Here is a 16,548-nt window from a genome sequence, read left to right on the forward strand (position 1 = left end):
GCGTCCAAAAGTTTCTGTTTTAGGCTACAAAGGTAAATGTTTTATATGTCTTATGCTTTATGGCTTTGCAACTTTATAAATTGTTATGATACATACCATAGTTCTGCTTTTTTATCCAATGAAATTTTCGGTACTTTGTAAATAACTTTTTTATTGAGAAAAACCCACACATATCAACCCCAAGACATCCAAGTCTTTAAAAATAAGTTACTGCTTTGGAGTCAGCAATTCCGTGAGGTTTTGTGGTTAGATTCTAATACTTACACACAAACGCATAGTAGTTATGATGCTGTTTTAGCTGTGGATGCTTTTACTAGTATTCAAACGGATTATATAGATGCATTTCAGAAATTAAAAGAGTATCAAACCATAACTAACGATTGGATTTTTGGGTATTTAACCTATGATTTAAAAAACACAACAGAACCCTTAAAATCTGAAAACTTTGATGGATTACAATTTCCAGACATGTGTTTCTTTCAACCTAAAAAATTATTTTTAATCAAAGGAAATCAAGTGGTCTTGCAGTATCTGAATATGGTGGATGATGAGATAGAAGCAGATCTGGAAGCCATTAAAAAAGTAGAAGAATTCTATTCTAATCGCGATGAAAATGTATTAGATAATCCCATCAAAATTAAAATGAGGATTACCAAGGATGCTTATTTTGAAAAGGTGAATAATATGCTAGCTCATATTCATCGTGGTGATATTTATGAAGCTAATTTCTGTCAGGAGTTTTATGCGGAAGACACCCAAATAAAGCCATTAGCCATTTATAACAATCTGAATGCGATTTCAAAACCACCTTTTGCTACTTTCTTAAAATTAGATGATAAATATTTGTTGTCAGCCTCGCCTGAACGCTATTTGAAAAAATCAGGACAAACGGTTATTTCGCAACCTATAAAAGGAACCGCCAAACGGTCTGGAAATGAAGAAGAAGATACCTCACTTAAAAATCAGTTAATAAATGATGTTAAAGAGCGTAGCGAAAATATCATGATCGTGGATTTGGTACGTAATGATTTATCTAAAACAGCAATTAAAGGAAGCGTTCACGTATTGGAATTGTGTAAAATTTACAGTTTTCAACAAGTTCATCAAATGATTTCAACCATTCAAAGTACGGTTTCAGAAAGCACAAATCCTATCCATATTATTGAATCCACATTTCCTATGGGAAGCATGACAGGTGCACCTAAAATTTCGGCCATGCGCATTATTGAAAACCTTGAAGAAACAAAGCGTGGATTATATTCCGGTGCTGTTGGTTATATGACACCTCAAGGTGATTTTGATTTTAATGTGGTGATACGAAGTATACTTTACAACGCCACAAATCAGTATGTGTCGTATTCTGTTGGTGGTGCTATTACAGCTAAAAGCAATCCGTTAAATGAATACGAGGAGTGCCTCATAAAAGCCAAAGCTATGCGCGACGTTTTGGAGGCTTAAAAGGATTACGAATAGTTCTTTTAAAAGTGTAAATTTGACGTATTATTGAAAATTATATGACACAAATTGATTTTGAAAATCATATGCACCAAGAATTTCCTTTTTTAGCTAAAAGCCGGATTTTAATTGCTATTTCTGGAGGAATGGATAGTGTGGTTCTAACCCGTGTTTGCCATAAAATGAATTTAAACATTGCATTGGCACATTGCAATTTCAATTTACGCGGAACTGAAAGTGATGCGGATGAAGAATTTGTTTTAGAGTTAGCCGAAGATTTGGATTTAGAAGTTTTTATTGAAAGTTTTGAAACTGAAACTTATGCTTCGGAAAACAACATATCTATTCAAATGGCAGCGCGAGACTTGCGCTACACTTGGTTTCAAGAATTAGCAGATCAGTTACAATTCGATTATATTTTAACAGCCCATCATGCTGATGATAATGTGGAAACCTTTTTTATTAACCTCATGCGTGGTACTGGTTTAGACGGATTAACTGGTATTCCGGAAACCAATGGGAAGCTTGTTAGACCATTTTTACCATTTTCTCATAAAGCATTACAAGCCTATGCCAACACCAAAAAATTAGTTTGGAGAAACGATAGTAGCAATGCTTCAACTAAATACCTTCGGAATAAATTACGACATGATGTTATTCCAATATTAAAGGAAATGAATCCGCAATTCCTGGATAATTTTCAAAAAACACAAGCGCATTTGCAAGAGTCGTCTGAAATTATTGAAGATACCTTGGTGAAAATTCAAAAAAAAGTAGTGCTAGCATCAGATAATAGTATTCAATTGGATGTAAAAAAACTACAACAATTATCCAATCCGAAGGTTTATTTATTCTACTTATTGAAAGATTTTCAATTCACAGAATGGGATGATGTCTATCAATTATTATATGCGCAATCGGGAAAATATGTATTATCTCAAACACACCGTTTGGTGAAAGATAGAAACACGTTAATTTTAACCGAAAGACCTGAAAATATTAAAACAAAGTCATTTATCTGGGAAGAAAATGAGTCCGAATTATTTCTTCCTAACGGACAATTAACCATTGAAAATAGTTCTAAATTAGGCGAAATTTCCGCCTCAAGGCTCTATGTTGATAAAGATTTGTTAAAATATCCCTTAACGGTAAGAAAATGGGAAAAAGGCGACTATTTTTACCCTTTTGGGATGGATGGCAAAAAGAAATTGAGTAAATTTTTTAAAGATGAAAAATTGTCTTTACCCGAAAAAGAACAAGCCTGGTTATTATGTTCCAATAAGCAAATTGTTTGGGTTATTGGTTTACGCGCCGATAACCGATTTAAAGTAACTAACGAAACGAAATCTATATTAAAAATTAGTCTCCATAATGAAACGTAATTTAATTCTATTTACAACGCTTCTTATTACTGCGTTTTCAGTACATGCCCAAATTTTAAACCCCGTAAAATGGACAGGAAAAACTGAAAAACTATCAGAAACAGAATACAATTTAATTTTTGAGGCAACCATTGAAGATAAATGGCATTTATACTCTCAAGACTTACCAGATGGTGGACCAACGCCAACCGAATTTATTTTCGACACCATTGACCAAATAGATAATTATAAACTGATTGGTAATGTTGTGGAAAGTAAGTACATCACTGCTTTTGATAAGGTGTTTGAAATGGATTTAAACTACTTTGACAAGGAAGCTACTTTCACTCAAAAAATTCAACTTTTAAATCCAAATTTAAAATCCATTACCGGAACCATCGATTTCCAAGCTTGTGATGATATGCGTTGCATTTATCAACAGAAATCTGTCACTTTTAATTTGGACAACACCACCACCATGGAAGATGCCATTCCTGTTATGAATGAGAATTCCGGACTTTCAAACATTTTAAATTTAAATGAATCTAAAACAGAAGTGTCGCCAGATTATACGGTTTTAGATTCGGAAGTAGAAAACGAATCCAAAGGTCTGTGGGTAACGTTTTTTACGGCTTTCTTTTTAGGGTTTTTGGTATTACTAACACCATGCGTGTTTCCAATGATTCCTATGACGGTGAGCTTCTTTACCAAACAAAGTAAAACACGTGGTCAAGGTATTAGAAATGCATTGCTATACGGATTCTTCATCATTGTAATCTATACACTTTTAGGAACGGCTATTTCGGCTCTTTTTGGTAGTAATGCCATGTATGAATTTTCTACGGGTGTTACGTTTAACACCATTATGTTCTTGGCTTTGTTAATTTTTGCTTTCTCTTTTTTAGGTGCTTTTGAAATTATGTTACCAAATTCTTGGGTCAACAAAGTAGATACAGGTGCCAATAGAGGTGGAGTGGTAGGTATTTTCTTTATGGCTTTAGCATTGGCGGTTGTGTCGTTTTCATGTACCTTTCCTATTGCAGGAACAGCTTTGTTAGATGCAGCAACTAAAGGTGGTATTGCACCAATTATTAGTATGCTAGGTTTTTCATCCGCAATAGCGTTACCATTTGCTTTATTTGCATTTTTCCCGAGTTGGTTAAATTCCATGCCAAAATCGGGTGGTTGGTTGAATACTGTTAAAGTGACTTTAGGGTTTTTAGAATTAGCATTTGCTTTCAAATTCCTGTCTATGGTGGATTTAGTACTCGAATGGCACATGTTAACCCGTGAGGTATTTTTAGCCATCTGGATTGCTATTTTTGGTACACTGGGTTTATATTTATTAGGGAAAATTAAATTACCACACGATTCGCCTTTACCACATATTTCCGTTGGTCGTTTATGTATGGCATTGTTAGCTTTATCGTTTACGGTTTATATGATTCCAGGACTCTGGGGAGCACCAGTGGAACTTATTAGTGGTTTTCCACCACCAATGAGCACTAATAGTGAATCGCCTTATGGTGTTGGAAATACCAAACCAGCTTTGTATTCCAGTGGAACAGGTACAGCGGTTGAACTTCCAGAGCATGCACATTATGGACCAAATAACTTAATAGCATTTCATGACTATGATCAAGGTTTAGCTTATGCCAACAAAGTGAACAAACCTGTAATGCTGGATTTCACCGGATTAACCTGTGTTAATTGTCGTAAAATGGAAGAGCAAGTTTGGGTTAAAGAACATGTGTTTAATACCATAAATAACGATCTGGTTTTGATTTCATTATATGTAGATGATAGAAAAAAATTACCTAAAGATGAGCAATACGAATCTGAATTAACCGGAAATAACGTCACGACTTTTGGTCATAAGTGGTTAGAATTTCAGCAAGTACGCTATAATACAAACGCGCAACCTTTATACGTTATTCAAGATACAGATGGGAACGATATTAGTAAACCTGTTGGTTACACGCCAGATGCCGAAGAGTATCACGATTGGTTAAAAGCAGGTGTAAAACGCTTTAAGGAAAAACAATAAGTGCTTAAAAATCAAGCGAGACTCGTTCTCGCTTTTTTTATTTAAAATAAGTAGCTTTACCGAAACGATTATATGAAAATTCAAGGACAGATTGTCGATATTCCAAACAAACGTATTTTTTCTGGCGAAATTACTGTGACAAACGGCAAAATTTCAGCTCTTGAAGAAGTGTCACATAACATTCAACACTATATTTTGCCCGGTTTTGTTGATGCACATATTCACATAGAAAGTTCCATGTTAGTGCCAAGCGAATTTGCAAGAATAGCCGTAAAACATGGAACCGTTGCAACCGTTTCCGATCCGCACGAAATAGCCAACGTTTTAGGAATAGAAGGTGTGGAATTCATGATTAAAAACGGGAAGCAAACACCATTCAAGTTCAATTTTGGCGCACCATCTTGCGTGCCAGCAACCACCTTTGAATCGGCAGGAGCTGTAATTGATTCGGAAGGGATTAAAAAATTAATGACCAATCCAGATATTACCTATTTAGCCGAAATGATGAATTATCCAGGCGTTTTATTTGATGATGAGGAAGTTTTAAAGAAAATAGCTTGGGCAAAACATTACAACAAACCCGTTGATGGTCATGCACCAGGTTTACGAGGTGACGATTTATCCAAATATATCAACGCAGGCATTACAACAGATCATGAATGTTTTACCTATGAAGAAGGTTTGGAGAAACTTCAAAAAGGCATGAAAGTCTTAATCCGAGAGGGTAGTGCTGCCAAAAATTTTGAAGCGTTAATCGATTTATTACCGAAACATTACGAAAATATGATGTTTTGTAGCGATGATAAACATCCAGACGATTTACTACTTGGTCATATCAATCAATTATGTTCACGAGCCATAGCCAAAGGTTTTGATGTGTTTCAAATATTACAAATGGCGTGTGTAAATCCCGTAAAACATTATAATTTATCAGTAGGCTTATTGCAAGTAAATGATGCTGCTGACTTTATTGTTGTTGAAGATTTAACCCATTTTAAGACCCTTAAAACAGTTATTAATGGCGACGTGGTTTTTGAAAACGGACAATCGCTTATTCCACATACAGAATTCGAAATACTTAATAATTTCAATACATCTAAAAAGCAGGTATCCGATTTTAGAATCGAATCTTCAGCCAAACAGATTCGCGTTATTGAAGCTTTGGAAGGGCAACTGGTAACGAATGAGCTTATTGAAGATGCGTTAATTGAAAACGGAAACTTAATCTCAAATATTGAAAAAGATATTTTAAAAATGACGGTTGTAAATCGCTATAATAATGATGAACCGTCTATGGCCTTTATTAAAAACTTCGGATTAAAATCTGGTGCCATTGCCAGTTCTGTTGGTCATGATTCCCATAATATTATTGCCGTTGGTGCGACCGATGAAGCCATTTGCAAAGCTGTGAATGTAATTATTGAAAACAAAGGTGGAATTTGTGCCGTTTCAGAAACTGATAGTCACATTGTTTCCTTACCCGTTGCTGGTATTATGAGCAATCAAGATGCCAAAACCATTGGGGAAGCTTATGGCAAATTGGATAACAAGGCCAAACAATTAGGGAGTACTTTAAACGCACCATACATGACCTTGAGTTTTATGGCTTTATTGGTAATTCCGTCCTTAAAAATGAGTGACAAAGGCTTATTTGATGGGAATACGTTTAAATTTACATCTTTAGAAGTTTAGTATGCCCATTATAGAATCCACCTACAAAGCACCCTATTTTTTTAGAAAAGGATTTGTGGCCACTGTTTATTCTGGATTAATCCGGAAAGTTGAAGGCATTGTCCAAAAACGCGAACGGCTCACCTTATCCGATGGCGATTTTTTAGATTTGGATTGGAGTTATGCTGATGAAAAAACAGACACGCTTATCATTATTTTGCATGGCATGGAAGGTAGCGCACAACGTGCTTATGTTACTGGAACAGCCAAGTTGTGTAATGAGAATAAAATTGATGCGTTATCCGTTAATTTTAGAGGGTGTTCTGGTGAAGATAATTTGCATTTCCAATCCTATCATTCAGGAGCAACCACGGATTTACAAGATGTTATTTCGCATGTTATTGGTACAAAAACGTATTCAGAAATCTATATCAAAGGCGTCAGTTTAGGCGGAAATGTCACTTTAAAATATTTAGGTGAATCCACTAACATTCCAACAGAAATAAAGGGCGGAATAGCCATTTCAGTACCATGCTATTTAGCAGGATCTGCTAAGGAATTGCACACCATTAAAAACTTTCCATTTCACGAAAAGTTCAAACATGATTTAATCAATAAATTACGGATTAAAAGCGAAAACCATCCCGATAAAATTTCAAATAAAGATTTAAAAGCCATTAAAACGCTTTACGATTTCGATAATTATTATACCGCTAAAGCCCACGGATTTATAAATGGTGCCGATTATTATGAGAAAAGCAGTTCCTTACAATTTCTTCCTAATATTAAAGTTCCCACATTAATAATAAATGCGCTAAACGATTCCTTTTTATCACCGGAGTGCTATCCCGTAAAAGAAGCGATAAATAACCCGAATTTATTTTTAGAGATGCCCAAATATGGTGGTCATATGGGCTTTATTCAAAAAGGTGGTTATTATTATAATGAACTTCGGACTTTAGAGTTTATTCGTAAAAATTCGCAATAATCCTTACTTATAAATTTCCAAGTAATTCGTTTGTTCCTCAAGAGCCGAAATAAACTCATCTTTAAGTGCTTTCACTAATTCAGATACATGAGGTGCATTGCTAATATTAGTCACCCCTTGTCCAGCGGACCAAATCGTTTTCCATGCTTTTGCATCATCTTTATGAGCTGTTAATTCTTCACCAAAATCTACTTTTTTCTCACGTGTTAACATCTCTTCGGTGATTCCCATGGCTTTTATGCTTGGTCCTAAAAAGTTGGCAGCAACACCAGAAATAGCGGCTGTATAAACAATATCATCAGCGCCAGCATCAATAATCATATCCCGATATTCTTGAGGTGCTTTACTTTCTTGCGTATTAATAAATCGGGTTCCCATATAGGCTAAATCGGCACCCATTTGTAAGGCAGATGCTATATCTCGTCCTGTGCTTATGGTTCCTGCTAGCAAAATGGTTTTCTTAAAGAAGCGTTTAATTTCTGCAATTAAGGGCATCGGGTTAATAGTTCCTGCATGACCACCAGCTCCGGCGGAAACGAGAATAAGCCCATCTACACCAGCTTCGGCAGCTTTTTCTGCATGCCGTTTTTTAATAATATCATGAAATACTAACCCGCCATAACTATGAACAGCATCAACCAGTTCTGAAACAGCACCTAAAGATGTAATAATTAATGGTACTTTGTGTTTAATACATAGTTCTAAATCGGCTTGTACGCGTGGATTTGTGTTATGAACAATCAGATTCACACCAAATGGTGCTGCTTTTTTTCCTGTTTCTTGTTCAAATTTGGCAAGTGCGGTTTTAATTTCTACCAACCATTCTTCAAAACCTTCGCTCGTACGCTGATTTAAAGCAGGAAACGTTCCAACAATGCCATTTTTACAACACTCAATGACTAATTGTGGTCCAGAAATTAAAAACATAGGTGCCGCAACAGCAGGCAATGTTAAGTCTTTTATAAACGATGCTTTACTCATTTTTTGTGTGTTTTGATTGGTATACCAAATATAAATAAAATCTGCTCATTAGGCTTGAATTGACGTCTTAAGAGTTTGCTAATTCGTCATAATTATCAACATATTTCTAAAATTTAGTTGCCACATTACTCATTGTTTTTTCATACATTTAAGGAAATCAAGCAATTATGCTAAAAAAAGTTTTTGGAAGTGCGGTATTTGGCGTTGAAGCGACAACCATAACCGTAGAGGTAAATGTGGATAAAGGCGTTGGCTATCATTTGGTAGGTTTACCCGATAATGCTATTAAAGAAAGTAATTTCCGAATTGCTGCTGCGCTTCAAAACAATGGTTATAAAATTCCCGGCAAAAAAATAATTATAAATATGTCGCCTGCCGACTTACGAAAGGAGGGAAGTGCCTACGATTTAACCCTAGCTATGGGAATTTTAGCCGCCACCAACCAGATAAAAGCGGATGATTTAGAAGATTATTTAATTATGGGTGAGTTGTCTTTAGATGGAACCTTACAACCCATAAAGGGCGCTTTACCCATTGCCATAAAAGCACATGAAGAAGGTTTTAAAGGGTTTATTCTTCCCAAACAAAATGCCAAAGAAGCTGCCATTGTTTCTGGTTTAAATGTTTATGGCGTAAATACAATTTCGCAGGTCATCGATTATTTTGATAAAGGCGAAGCTTTAGAGCAAACCATAATTGATGTCAAGGAAGAGTTTAATAAAAGTCTCAATTTCCCAGAATTCGATTTTGCCGATGTTAAAGGTCAAGAAGGTATTAAACGTTGTATGGAAATTGCCGCAGCTGGTGGTCATAATATTATTTTAATTGGTCCTCCAGGCGCTGGTAAAACCATGCTTGCAAAACGGTTACCAAGCATACTTCCTCCAATGACATTGAGTGAGGCTTTGGAAACAACAAAAATTCATTCCGTCGTTGGTCGTGTTAAAGAAAATACGGGTTTAATGGCGCAACGCCCTTTTAGAAGTCCGCATCATACCATATCAAATGTCGCTTTAGTGGGAGGAGGTAGCTATCCGCAACCAGGCGAAATTTCCATGTCGCACAACGGTGTGTTGTTTCTAGATGAATTACCAGAATTTAAACGCGAGGTTTTAGAGGTTATGCGTCAGCCGTTAGAAGATCGGGAAGTTACCATTTCCAGAGCCAAATTTACGGTTACCTATCCATCATCCTTTATGTTGGTGGCGAGTATGAATCCGAGTCCGAGTGGTTATTTTAACGATCCCAATGCACCTGTAACATCATCACCAGCGGAAATGCAACGGTATTTAAGTAAAGTGTCTGGTCCGTTGTTAGATAGAATAGATATTCATATTGAAGTGACACCAGTACCTTTTGAAAAATTATCTGATGAACGCAAAGGCGAAGCATCTGTAGAAATCAGAAAACGGGTTACTGCAGCCAGAGAAAAACAAACAGAACGTTTTGTGGAATCCGATAGCGTGCATTATAATGCGCAAATGAATGTGAAACAAATTCGGAAATATTGTAAACTGGATGCTGCTTCAAAAGAATTATTAAAAACAGCCATGGAACGTTTGAATTTGTCCGCTCGCGCTTATGATAGGATTTTAAAAGTTTCCAGAACCATTGCCGATTTAGAAGCTAGTCCGTCTATAAATGGTTCCCATATTAGCGAAGCCATTCAATACCGTAGTTTAGATCGCGAGGGTTGGTTAGGTTAAGTGAAAATTTTCTGACAGTTTGCAGGCTAATCGCCAATAAATAGGATAGTTGAAAAATGAAATTAAATCATTTTATTTCTAGAAAAACAAAGTCTATTTCATTCTTTTTTATATTTTTAAGACCTATTAATCAAACTAACCAAAAATGAAAAATGTATCCTTATTAATTATTGGTGCCATCATTGGTGCTTTAGCTACCTACTATTTTTGTCCTAATTGTGCAGGTCACGATGATACCGTAGGTGGTATTGTTAAACCAGCTGGTGTAATTACATCTAAAGAAGCTATGGTTTTAGATGAAGCTTTTAATTCTAGACATCAATTAATTAGCGATTCTATTGTTATGCGTCCAGACAACCGGTCTGCTTGGTGGTCTATAGAAGACATTAAAAATTATATAAAATATGCAGAAAATCAATCCCAAGAATTAGGCTACCAAATGGATGGCGTACGTTTATATTTGGGTGCTTATCCAGATTCACCAAAAGAAGGCGTTGGTTATACCACTATGTTTTTTGTGCCAACTGGTACGCAAGCTTTATCTGAAGGCTCTAGTATGCCGTTAGATTTTAAACGCCAAGGAGGTGACATTCCTGGAGGTGATGGCTTGAATAAAGGTAATATGGGTGATCCGCCTAGTGCTAATTACCCAAACTAATTTTTATTTATGAATGAGTTTTTAAGTCAAAACTATTTCTTGATTACGCATTCCGTTGAATTTTTAGCAGCAGGTACAGGTTTATTCTTTTATAAAAAGTATAAATCTACTGCTGTTATTTATTTTATATGGTTTCTTGTTTATAGTGCTATCTTAGATTTTTCGATGCTTTATGTACGTTTTTTTAAAACGTTTGGAATATATGATGTAATTGAAGATACTATTTTTGAGAAGAACTATTGGCTTGCTACTATTTTTTGGGTAATTGGCAGCACTATATTTTATGTTTTCTATTTTCAGAAAATAATTTCTAATCCCAAACTGAAAACCATTTTAAATTTCACAAAATGGATATTCATTCTATTATCTATTTTAATTTTGGAATATAATTATACAACTTTGTATAATGGAAATATAACTATTTTAGATGTTGTATCTACTTTAGCTGTCTTTTTTGCTATTAGTTTATACCTTTATGAAGTTTTAAATAGTGATCGTATTTTAATTTTTTACAAATCTATTAACTTTTATATTAGTGCAACCGTTTTAGTTTGGTGGTTAGTTATAACGCCTTTAGGGTTTTATGAACTCTATTTTTCAACAGCAGATTGGAATTTTGTATTTTTAAAATGGCAAATATTTCTATTTGCTAATGTATTTATGTATGTAACTTTTACTTTGGCTCTCATTTTTTGCAAACCACAATATGATTAGAACGTTACTTTTTATAGTATTCCAGAATCAAGCCGTTTCAACAGCAGCTGAACGCTACCTATTGTTATACATGATAGCGGTGTTAGTAATTGTTACTGCTTTGATTATTGTTTTCTTTATTGTTTTTCAAAAGCGAAAAAACAAACTGCTTTTAGATAAAATTGAACGCGAGAAAGTCTTTCAAGAAGAAATCTCAAACACCCAAATAGAAATTCAGGAACAAACGCTTAAAAATATAGGTCAGGAGTTACATGATAATATTGGGCAATTACTGTCTGTTGCCAATATGCAAATGAGTATTATGAACATGCAAGTTCAGGAAAGTATTAAGGAGCAATTTACGGAAACTAAAAATGTGGTAAAAGAGAGTTTAAGTGAATTACGTGCGCTTTCTAAATCCTTAAATAGTGATGTGATTGTAAATCGTGGTTTTCAAAAATCGGTTGAAAACGAAGTGGCACGTTTAAATAAACTACAGCTATTATCAGCCGAATTAGAAATTACAGGTGATGAAACCACATTCACCAATTCCAAAGATAGCATTATCTTATTCCGAATAATCCAGGAGTTTATTTCAAATACCGTGAAATATGCATCGGCAGCGAGTTTAATGGTGAAATTAGATTATCAAGAGCAACAGCTGATAATTCATATGGAAGATGATGGAAAAGGTTTTGATGTCGCTTCTGCAGAAAAAGGAGCAGGCTTACTAAATATGAAAAGTCGCGCGGATTTAATAAACGCGGAATTTAAACTAGAATCTGAAATTAAGGAAGGAACCAGCTTACAAATTAACTATCCGTATCGTGAAGAAACAAAATTAATCTTCTAAACAGGCATCCCAAACGGGATCATTTGGTAATGGTGCTGTTACCTGAATGTCTTTTTTGGAAACAGGGTGCGTAAACTCCAAGTGTCTGGCATGTAAACTAATACTACCATCTGGATTACTCCGATTAAAGCCATATTTTAAATCGCCCTTTATGGGACAACCAATACTAGCTAATTGTACACGAATTTGATGATGTCTGCCAGTTTCTAATGCTACTTCCACTAAATAGTAATTATCTAATTGTTTTAACACCTGATAATGTAAAATGGCTTTTTTGCTCTCAGCAGATTTATTGGGAAAGGCTGTAGATTTGTTGTTCTTCGGATTTTTCCGTAACCAATGTATTAACGTATCCGTTTGTTTTGGAGGTGCGTTTTTAACTAAAGCCCAATAGGTTTTATGGGCACCTCTTTCCGCAAATAATTTATTCAATCGTGGCAAGGCTTTACTGGTTTTAGCAAACATAACTACACCAGTAGTTGGTCTGTCCAATCTATGAACCACACCTAAATACACATTGCCAGGTTTGTTGTATTTGTCCTTTATATAGTCTTTAACCACATCGCTTAACGGCGTGTCGCCAGTTTTATCACCTTGAACAATATCACCAGCGCGTTTGTTAACAATGATTAGGTGATTGTCTTCGTATAGGACTTGGAGGTTGGTTTTGTTGGAGAGTAATTTAGACATAGATTTTTTAGACACGAATTACACGAATATTATTTATTTTTACGATTGCTTTACGGCTTTACGGCTTTGCGGCTTTGCGGCTTTGCGGCTTTGCGGCTTTGCGAGAAAAAAGACTCTGATTGCACGTTTTGTTTCACAGACCTTCCTCTCGGCAGGCAGGGTTTCACAGAGAATTACTTACGAATCTTAAATGTAATTCTACAACTTAACAACAAACATCTCCACAACTTTACTATAAAAAGACTCGGATTATAATAGTTCTTCATGAATTACTGTAAACTGAACACTGAACACTAGTATTGTTCCTCATCATTCGGAAAATCAACCGATTTCACATCAGTAACATATTGCGAAATAGCATTGGTCATATCTTCATACAAATTCATATATCTACGTAAAAACCGTGGATTGAATTCATGTGTCATACCAATCATATCGTGCAATACAAGCACTTGACCATCTACACCTTTTCCAGCGCCAATGCCTATAACAGGAATGCTGACACTTTCCGCAACTTCTTGAGCTAATTTGGCGGGAATTTTTTCTAACACAATAGCAAAACAACCCGCTTTTTCAAGCATTAAAGCATCTTCTTTCAGTTTATCTGCTTCTTCATCTTCTTTGGCACGAACGGTATAAGTTCCAAATTTATAAATGGATTGTGGTGTTAAACCTAAATGTCCCATAACCGGAATTCCCGCATGTAAAATACGCTTAATAGAATCTTTAACTTCTTTTCCGCCTTCTAGTTTTACAGCATGTCCGCCACTTTCTTTCATAATTCGGATGGCAGAACGCAAGGCTTCTTTAGGATCACTTTGGTAACTTCCAAAAGGTAAATCTACAACAACCAAGGCACGCTCAACCGCACGAACGACTGATGATGCATGATAAATCATCTGATCCAACGTAATGGGTAAGGTTGTTTCATGTCCAGCCATAACATTACTGGCGGAATCGCCAACAAGAATCACATCTATTCCAGCACCATCAACAATTTTAGCCATGGTATAATCATAGGCTGTTAACATGGATATTTTTTCGCCTTTGGCTTTCATATCCACTAATGTTTTTACGGTAATGCGTTTGTACTGTTTTTTGGCTACTGACATAAGTTTGGTTTAAAATGCAGGTAAAATTAATAAATTAAGAGTGGATACTATTAAATTTTTAAGTATTTCAATAAAATAGGTTACCAGTACACACAAGAATCAATGGGTTTAAAAAACCAATTAGCAGTCCGTTAAATTAACACTAACGGCAAGTCCACCTTCACTGGTTTCTTTGTATTTGGAATTCATGTCTTTAGCCGTTTCCCACATAGTTTGAACCACTTTATCTAAAGGCACTTTTACATTTTTAGGGTCGGTGTCCAGGGCTAATTCAGCGGCATTAATGGCTTTTATTGCTCCCATAGAATTACGTTCAATACACGGTATTTGTACCAAACCACCAATAGGATCGCAGGTGAGACCTAAGTGATGCTCCATAGCTATTTCAGACGCAATTAAAACTTGGTCTGGTGTGCCACCCATTAATTCGCACAAAGCGCCTGCAGCCATAGCAGATGATACGCCAATTTCAGCTTGACAACCACCCATAGCAGCCGAGATGGTGGCTCCTTTTTTAAATATGGAACCAATTTCACCAGAAACTAATAAGAACTTCTTGATATGTTCAAAATCGGCATCATGGTTTTCAATAACTAAATAATACATTAAAACAGCTGGAATTACACCAGCACTGCCGTTTGTTGGCGCTGTTACAACACGACCTAAAGCCGCATTTACTTCATTTACAGCCAGAGCAAAACAGCTCACCCATTTTAAAATTTGTCGGAATTTAACTTCCGTCTGACGAATACTTTGTAACCAGGTTTCAGGCGAATCATACGGCACGCCATTATTTAAATTCTTGTGCATATCATAGGCACGACGGCGCACATTTAAACCTCCAGGTAAATTACCTGCTGTATGACAACCAACGTACATACATTCTAACATGGTATTCCAGATGCGTTTTAATTCAAAATCAATTGTTTCTTCATCGCGAATGGACTTTTCATTTTCTAAAACAACGCCTGAAATCGGTAAATTTAGTTGCTGGCAAAAATCAAGTAATTTCACGCCGTTTTCAACAGGATATGGAAACGTGCAATAGAATATAATTTTGTTGGCTTTAGAATTCTGACGTTCTTCTTGAACCACAAATCCACCACCAATAGAGTAGTAGTAGGCATGCGATTTCCTGCCATTAATAACCGCCGTAAAACGCATGCCGTTAGCATGGTATGGCAAGAATTTTCTATTAAAAACGATGTCTTTTTTCGGGTCGAAATCTATAGTGCGTTCATTATTAAAACGCAGTTTATGGGTGTTATTAATGGAGGCTATTATAACATCAATAGTATCCACAGGAATATACTCGGGGTCGGCGCCACTTAAACCTAACATAACCGCATAGTCTGTTGCATGACCTTTTCCAGTTAAGGACAAGGAGCCGTATAAATCTACCGTGATGCTTTCTACCTTTTCAAACCGGTTTTTAGATTTTAATTCCGCAATCCATCTTTCGGCAGCACGCCAAGGACCTAATGTGTGCGAACTAGAAGGTCCCACACCAATTTTTAGCATATCGAAGACAGAAATACACTCCATATTATAATCAGTTTAGATTAACTACAAATATACATTTAGTTTATGATGATTTTCAAGAAAATCACGTATATTCCATAAGAATTTAACCTAATGTTTTTCAAATTCTGTAATATTAAAAACTTCCATCACATTGTTAATATTGGAAGTGTCTAAACGACTAATCGCATCAGCTGGTAAAATAATTACTCTAAATATTTGATTTTGTGTAAATTCATTTCCTAGTGTTGATAAATCGAAATTACCATCTATAAGTAATTCAACATCTGCATAAGTGTGGTTAAATACATATTGAATAATGTTTGGTCCTTGAAGGAAAAAATTTTGAGGAAGAGCAGACCAGGCTTCGGTTGGCACACCATCGATCTCTACAATGTTTTCCAATCTATATATCAAAACAGCATCGCTGTCTAAAATATCAAATGGTAAGTTGATAAAGGCTTCTTGTAAGCCACTGTCATTAAAATATTCAAAATCAACAGTTCTTTCAAAAGAAAGTGCAGCATATTCATCGGCATTAATACCATTAAACCCATCTCTACCTGGAGGTCCTTGAGGACCTTCACAAGAGGTTAAAACTAAAACAAATCCAACTAATAGTGTTACTAGATTTTTCATAATCATTATTTTTTAGAATTTAAAAATACTAATAATTCACGTCATACGCGCGGTTTAAAGGTATATTAACATAGGAGTCTGACATCGTGTCACTTTTTTTGTCATGGCACAATCATTGTCTTATACATTCCGAAAATAAATAAGAACACAACACTTCCGATTCTTATCGGAAA

The 16,548-nt window shown here is 35.5% G+C and carries 14 protein-coding genes; 9 read left to right on the top strand and 5 right to left on the bottom strand.

Translation table 11 applies throughout. From position 1 onward, the window contains the following. Positions 1–153: 153 nt before the first annotated feature. The 5 genes from ACFPH8_RS06320 (at position 154) to ACFPH8_RS06340 (ending at position 7,522) form a co-directional block, all read left to right on the top strand. Entirely contained in the window at positions 154–1,458 is a 1,305-nt protein-coding gene (locus ACFPH8_RS06320) for an anthranilate synthase component I family protein (RefSeq protein ID WP_376859417.1), read from the top strand. Positions 1,459–1,514: 56 nt separating this feature from the next. After that, complete coding sequence (tilS, locus tag ACFPH8_RS06325) at positions 1,515–2,837, top strand: tRNA lysidine(34) synthetase TilS (RefSeq protein WP_376859419.1); 1,323 nt, start codon at positions 1,515–1,517, stop codon at positions 2,835–2,837. Further along, positions 2,827–4,863: a protein-disulfide reductase DsbD family protein gene (locus tag ACFPH8_RS06330; RefSeq protein WP_376859421.1), complete on the top strand. Its 2,037-nt coding sequence runs from the start codon at positions 2,827–2,829 to the stop codon at positions 4,861–4,863. Before tilS ends, ACFPH8_RS06330 begins: the two co-directional genes overlap by 11 nt. A 72-nt stretch (positions 4,864–4,935) precedes the next feature. Then, a complete protein-coding gene (gene ade, locus ACFPH8_RS06335) occupies positions 4,936–6,555 on the top strand; it encodes an adenine deaminase (protein ID WP_376859423.1) in 1,620 nt (539 codons plus the stop codon). A gap of 1 nt (position 6,556) precedes the next feature. Continuing rightward, positions 6,557–7,522: a YheT family hydrolase gene (locus ACFPH8_RS06340; protein ID WP_376859425.1), complete on the top strand. Its 966-nt coding sequence runs from the start codon at positions 6,557–6,559 to the stop codon at positions 7,520–7,522. 3 nt (positions 7,523–7,525) lie between these two features. Here ACFPH8_RS06340 and ACFPH8_RS06345 read toward each other — a convergent pair whose 3' ends face one another. Further along, complete coding sequence (locus ACFPH8_RS06345) at positions 7,526–8,503, bottom strand: NAD(P)H-dependent flavin oxidoreductase (RefSeq protein ID WP_376859427.1); 978 nt, start codon at positions 8,501–8,503, stop codon at positions 7,526–7,528. A gap of 167 nt (positions 8,504–8,670) precedes the next feature. Here ACFPH8_RS06345 and ACFPH8_RS06350 point away from each other — a divergent pair, with 167 nt between their 5' ends. The 4 genes from ACFPH8_RS06350 to ACFPH8_RS06365 all read left to right on the top strand — a co-directional run bounded on the left by ACFPH8_RS06350 (position 8,671) and on the right by ACFPH8_RS06365 (position 12,413). After that, entirely contained in the window at positions 8,671–10,209 is a 1,539-nt protein-coding gene (locus ACFPH8_RS06350) for a YifB family Mg chelatase-like AAA ATPase (protein WP_376859429.1), read from the top strand. A gap of 145 nt (positions 10,210–10,354) precedes the next feature. Then, entirely contained in the window at positions 10,355–10,867 is a 513-nt protein-coding gene (locus ACFPH8_RS06355) for a hypothetical protein (protein WP_376859431.1), read from the top strand. Between the two features lie 9 nt (positions 10,868–10,876). Beyond that, positions 10,877–11,581 carry a hypothetical protein gene (locus ACFPH8_RS06360; RefSeq protein ID WP_376859433.1) on the top strand — a complete coding sequence of 235 codons (705 nt, stop codon included), beginning with the start codon at positions 10,877–10,879 and terminating at the stop codon, positions 11,579–11,581. Next, the gene (locus ACFPH8_RS06365; RefSeq protein WP_376859435.1) at positions 11,574–12,413 is read left to right on the top strand and encodes a sensor histidine kinase; all 840 of its coding nucleotides are present in this window, start codon (positions 11,574–11,576) and stop codon (positions 12,411–12,413) included. Before ACFPH8_RS06360 ends, ACFPH8_RS06365 begins: the two co-directional genes overlap by 8 nt. On the opposite strand, the gene ACFPH8_RS06370 is transcribed toward ACFPH8_RS06365, so the two are convergent. The 4 genes from ACFPH8_RS06370 to ACFPH8_RS06385 all read right to left on the bottom strand — a co-directional run bounded on the left by ACFPH8_RS06370 (position 12,402) and on the right by ACFPH8_RS06385 (position 16,375). Next, positions 12,402–13,103, bottom strand: coding sequence for an RluA family pseudouridine synthase (locus ACFPH8_RS06370; protein WP_376859437.1), 702 nt, complete (start codon positions 13,101–13,103; stop codon positions 12,402–12,404). The genes ACFPH8_RS06365 and ACFPH8_RS06370 overlap by 12 nt on opposite strands. 293 nt (positions 13,104–13,396) lie before the next feature. Next, positions 13,397–14,215 (bottom strand): 3-methyl-2-oxobutanoate hydroxymethyltransferase, encoded by an 819-nt coding sequence (gene panB / locus ACFPH8_RS06375; protein WP_248399979.1) that lies wholly within the window; start codon positions 14,213–14,215, stop codon positions 13,397–13,399. A gap of 120 nt (positions 14,216–14,335) precedes the next feature. After that, a complete protein-coding gene (locus ACFPH8_RS06380) occupies positions 14,336–15,760 on the bottom strand; it encodes an L-serine ammonia-lyase (RefSeq protein ID WP_376859440.1) in 1,425 nt (474 codons plus the stop codon). A gap of 87 nt (positions 15,761–15,847) precedes the next feature. Beyond that, positions 15,848–16,375, bottom strand: a complete 528-nt coding sequence (locus ACFPH8_RS06385; RefSeq protein WP_376859442.1) for a hypothetical protein — start codon at positions 16,373–16,375, stop codon at positions 15,848–15,850. Between the last annotated feature and the right edge of the window lie 173 nt (positions 16,376–16,548).

The sequence above is a fragment of the Bizionia hallyeonensis genome, from assembly GCF_042657385.1.
Taxonomy (GTDB): domain Bacteria; phylum Bacteroidota; class Bacteroidia; order Flavobacteriales; family Flavobacteriaceae; genus Algorimicrobium; species Algorimicrobium hallyeonense.

Coding starts and splice junctions, on each gene's coding strand:
- tilS (WP_376859419.1), top strand. CDS start 1,515: ATGACACAAATTGATTTTGAAAATCATATGCACCAAGAATTTCCTTTT.
- ACFPH8_RS06330 (WP_376859421.1), top strand. CDS start 2,827: ATGAAACGTAATTTAATTCTATTTACAACGCTTCTTATTACTGCGTTT.
- ade (WP_376859423.1), top strand. CDS start 4,936: ATGAAAATTCAAGGACAGATTGTCGATATTCCAAACAAACGTATTTTT.
- ACFPH8_RS06340 (WP_376859425.1), top strand. CDS start 6,557: ATGCCCATTATAGAATCCACCTACAAAGCACCCTATTTTTTTAGAAAA.
- ACFPH8_RS06345 (WP_376859427.1), bottom strand. CDS start 8,503: ATGAGTAAAGCATCGTTTATAAAAGACTTAACATTGCCTGCTGTTGCG.
- ACFPH8_RS06350 (WP_376859429.1), top strand. CDS start 8,671: ATGCTAAAAAAAGTTTTTGGAAGTGCGGTATTTGGCGTTGAAGCGACA.
- ACFPH8_RS06355 (WP_376859431.1), top strand. CDS start 10,355: ATGAAAAATGTATCCTTATTAATTATTGGTGCCATCATTGGTGCTTTA.
- ACFPH8_RS06360 (WP_376859433.1), top strand. CDS start 10,877: ATGAATGAGTTTTTAAGTCAAAACTATTTCTTGATTACGCATTCCGTT.
- ACFPH8_RS06365 (WP_376859435.1), top strand. CDS start 11,574: ATGATTAGAACGTTACTTTTTATAGTATTCCAGAATCAAGCCGTTTCA.
- ACFPH8_RS06370 (WP_376859437.1), bottom strand. CDS start 13,103: ATGTCTAAATTACTCTCCAACAAAACCAACCTCCAAGTCCTATACGAA.
- panB (WP_248399979.1), bottom strand. CDS start 14,215: ATGTCAGTAGCCAAAAAACAGTACAAACGCATTACCGTAAAAACATTA.
- ACFPH8_RS06380 (WP_376859440.1), bottom strand. CDS start 15,760: ATGGAGTGTATTTCTGTCTTCGATATGCTAAAAATTGGTGTGGGACCT.
- ACFPH8_RS06385 (WP_376859442.1), bottom strand. CDS start 16,375: ATGAAAAATCTAGTAACACTATTAGTTGGATTTGTTTTAGTTTTAACC.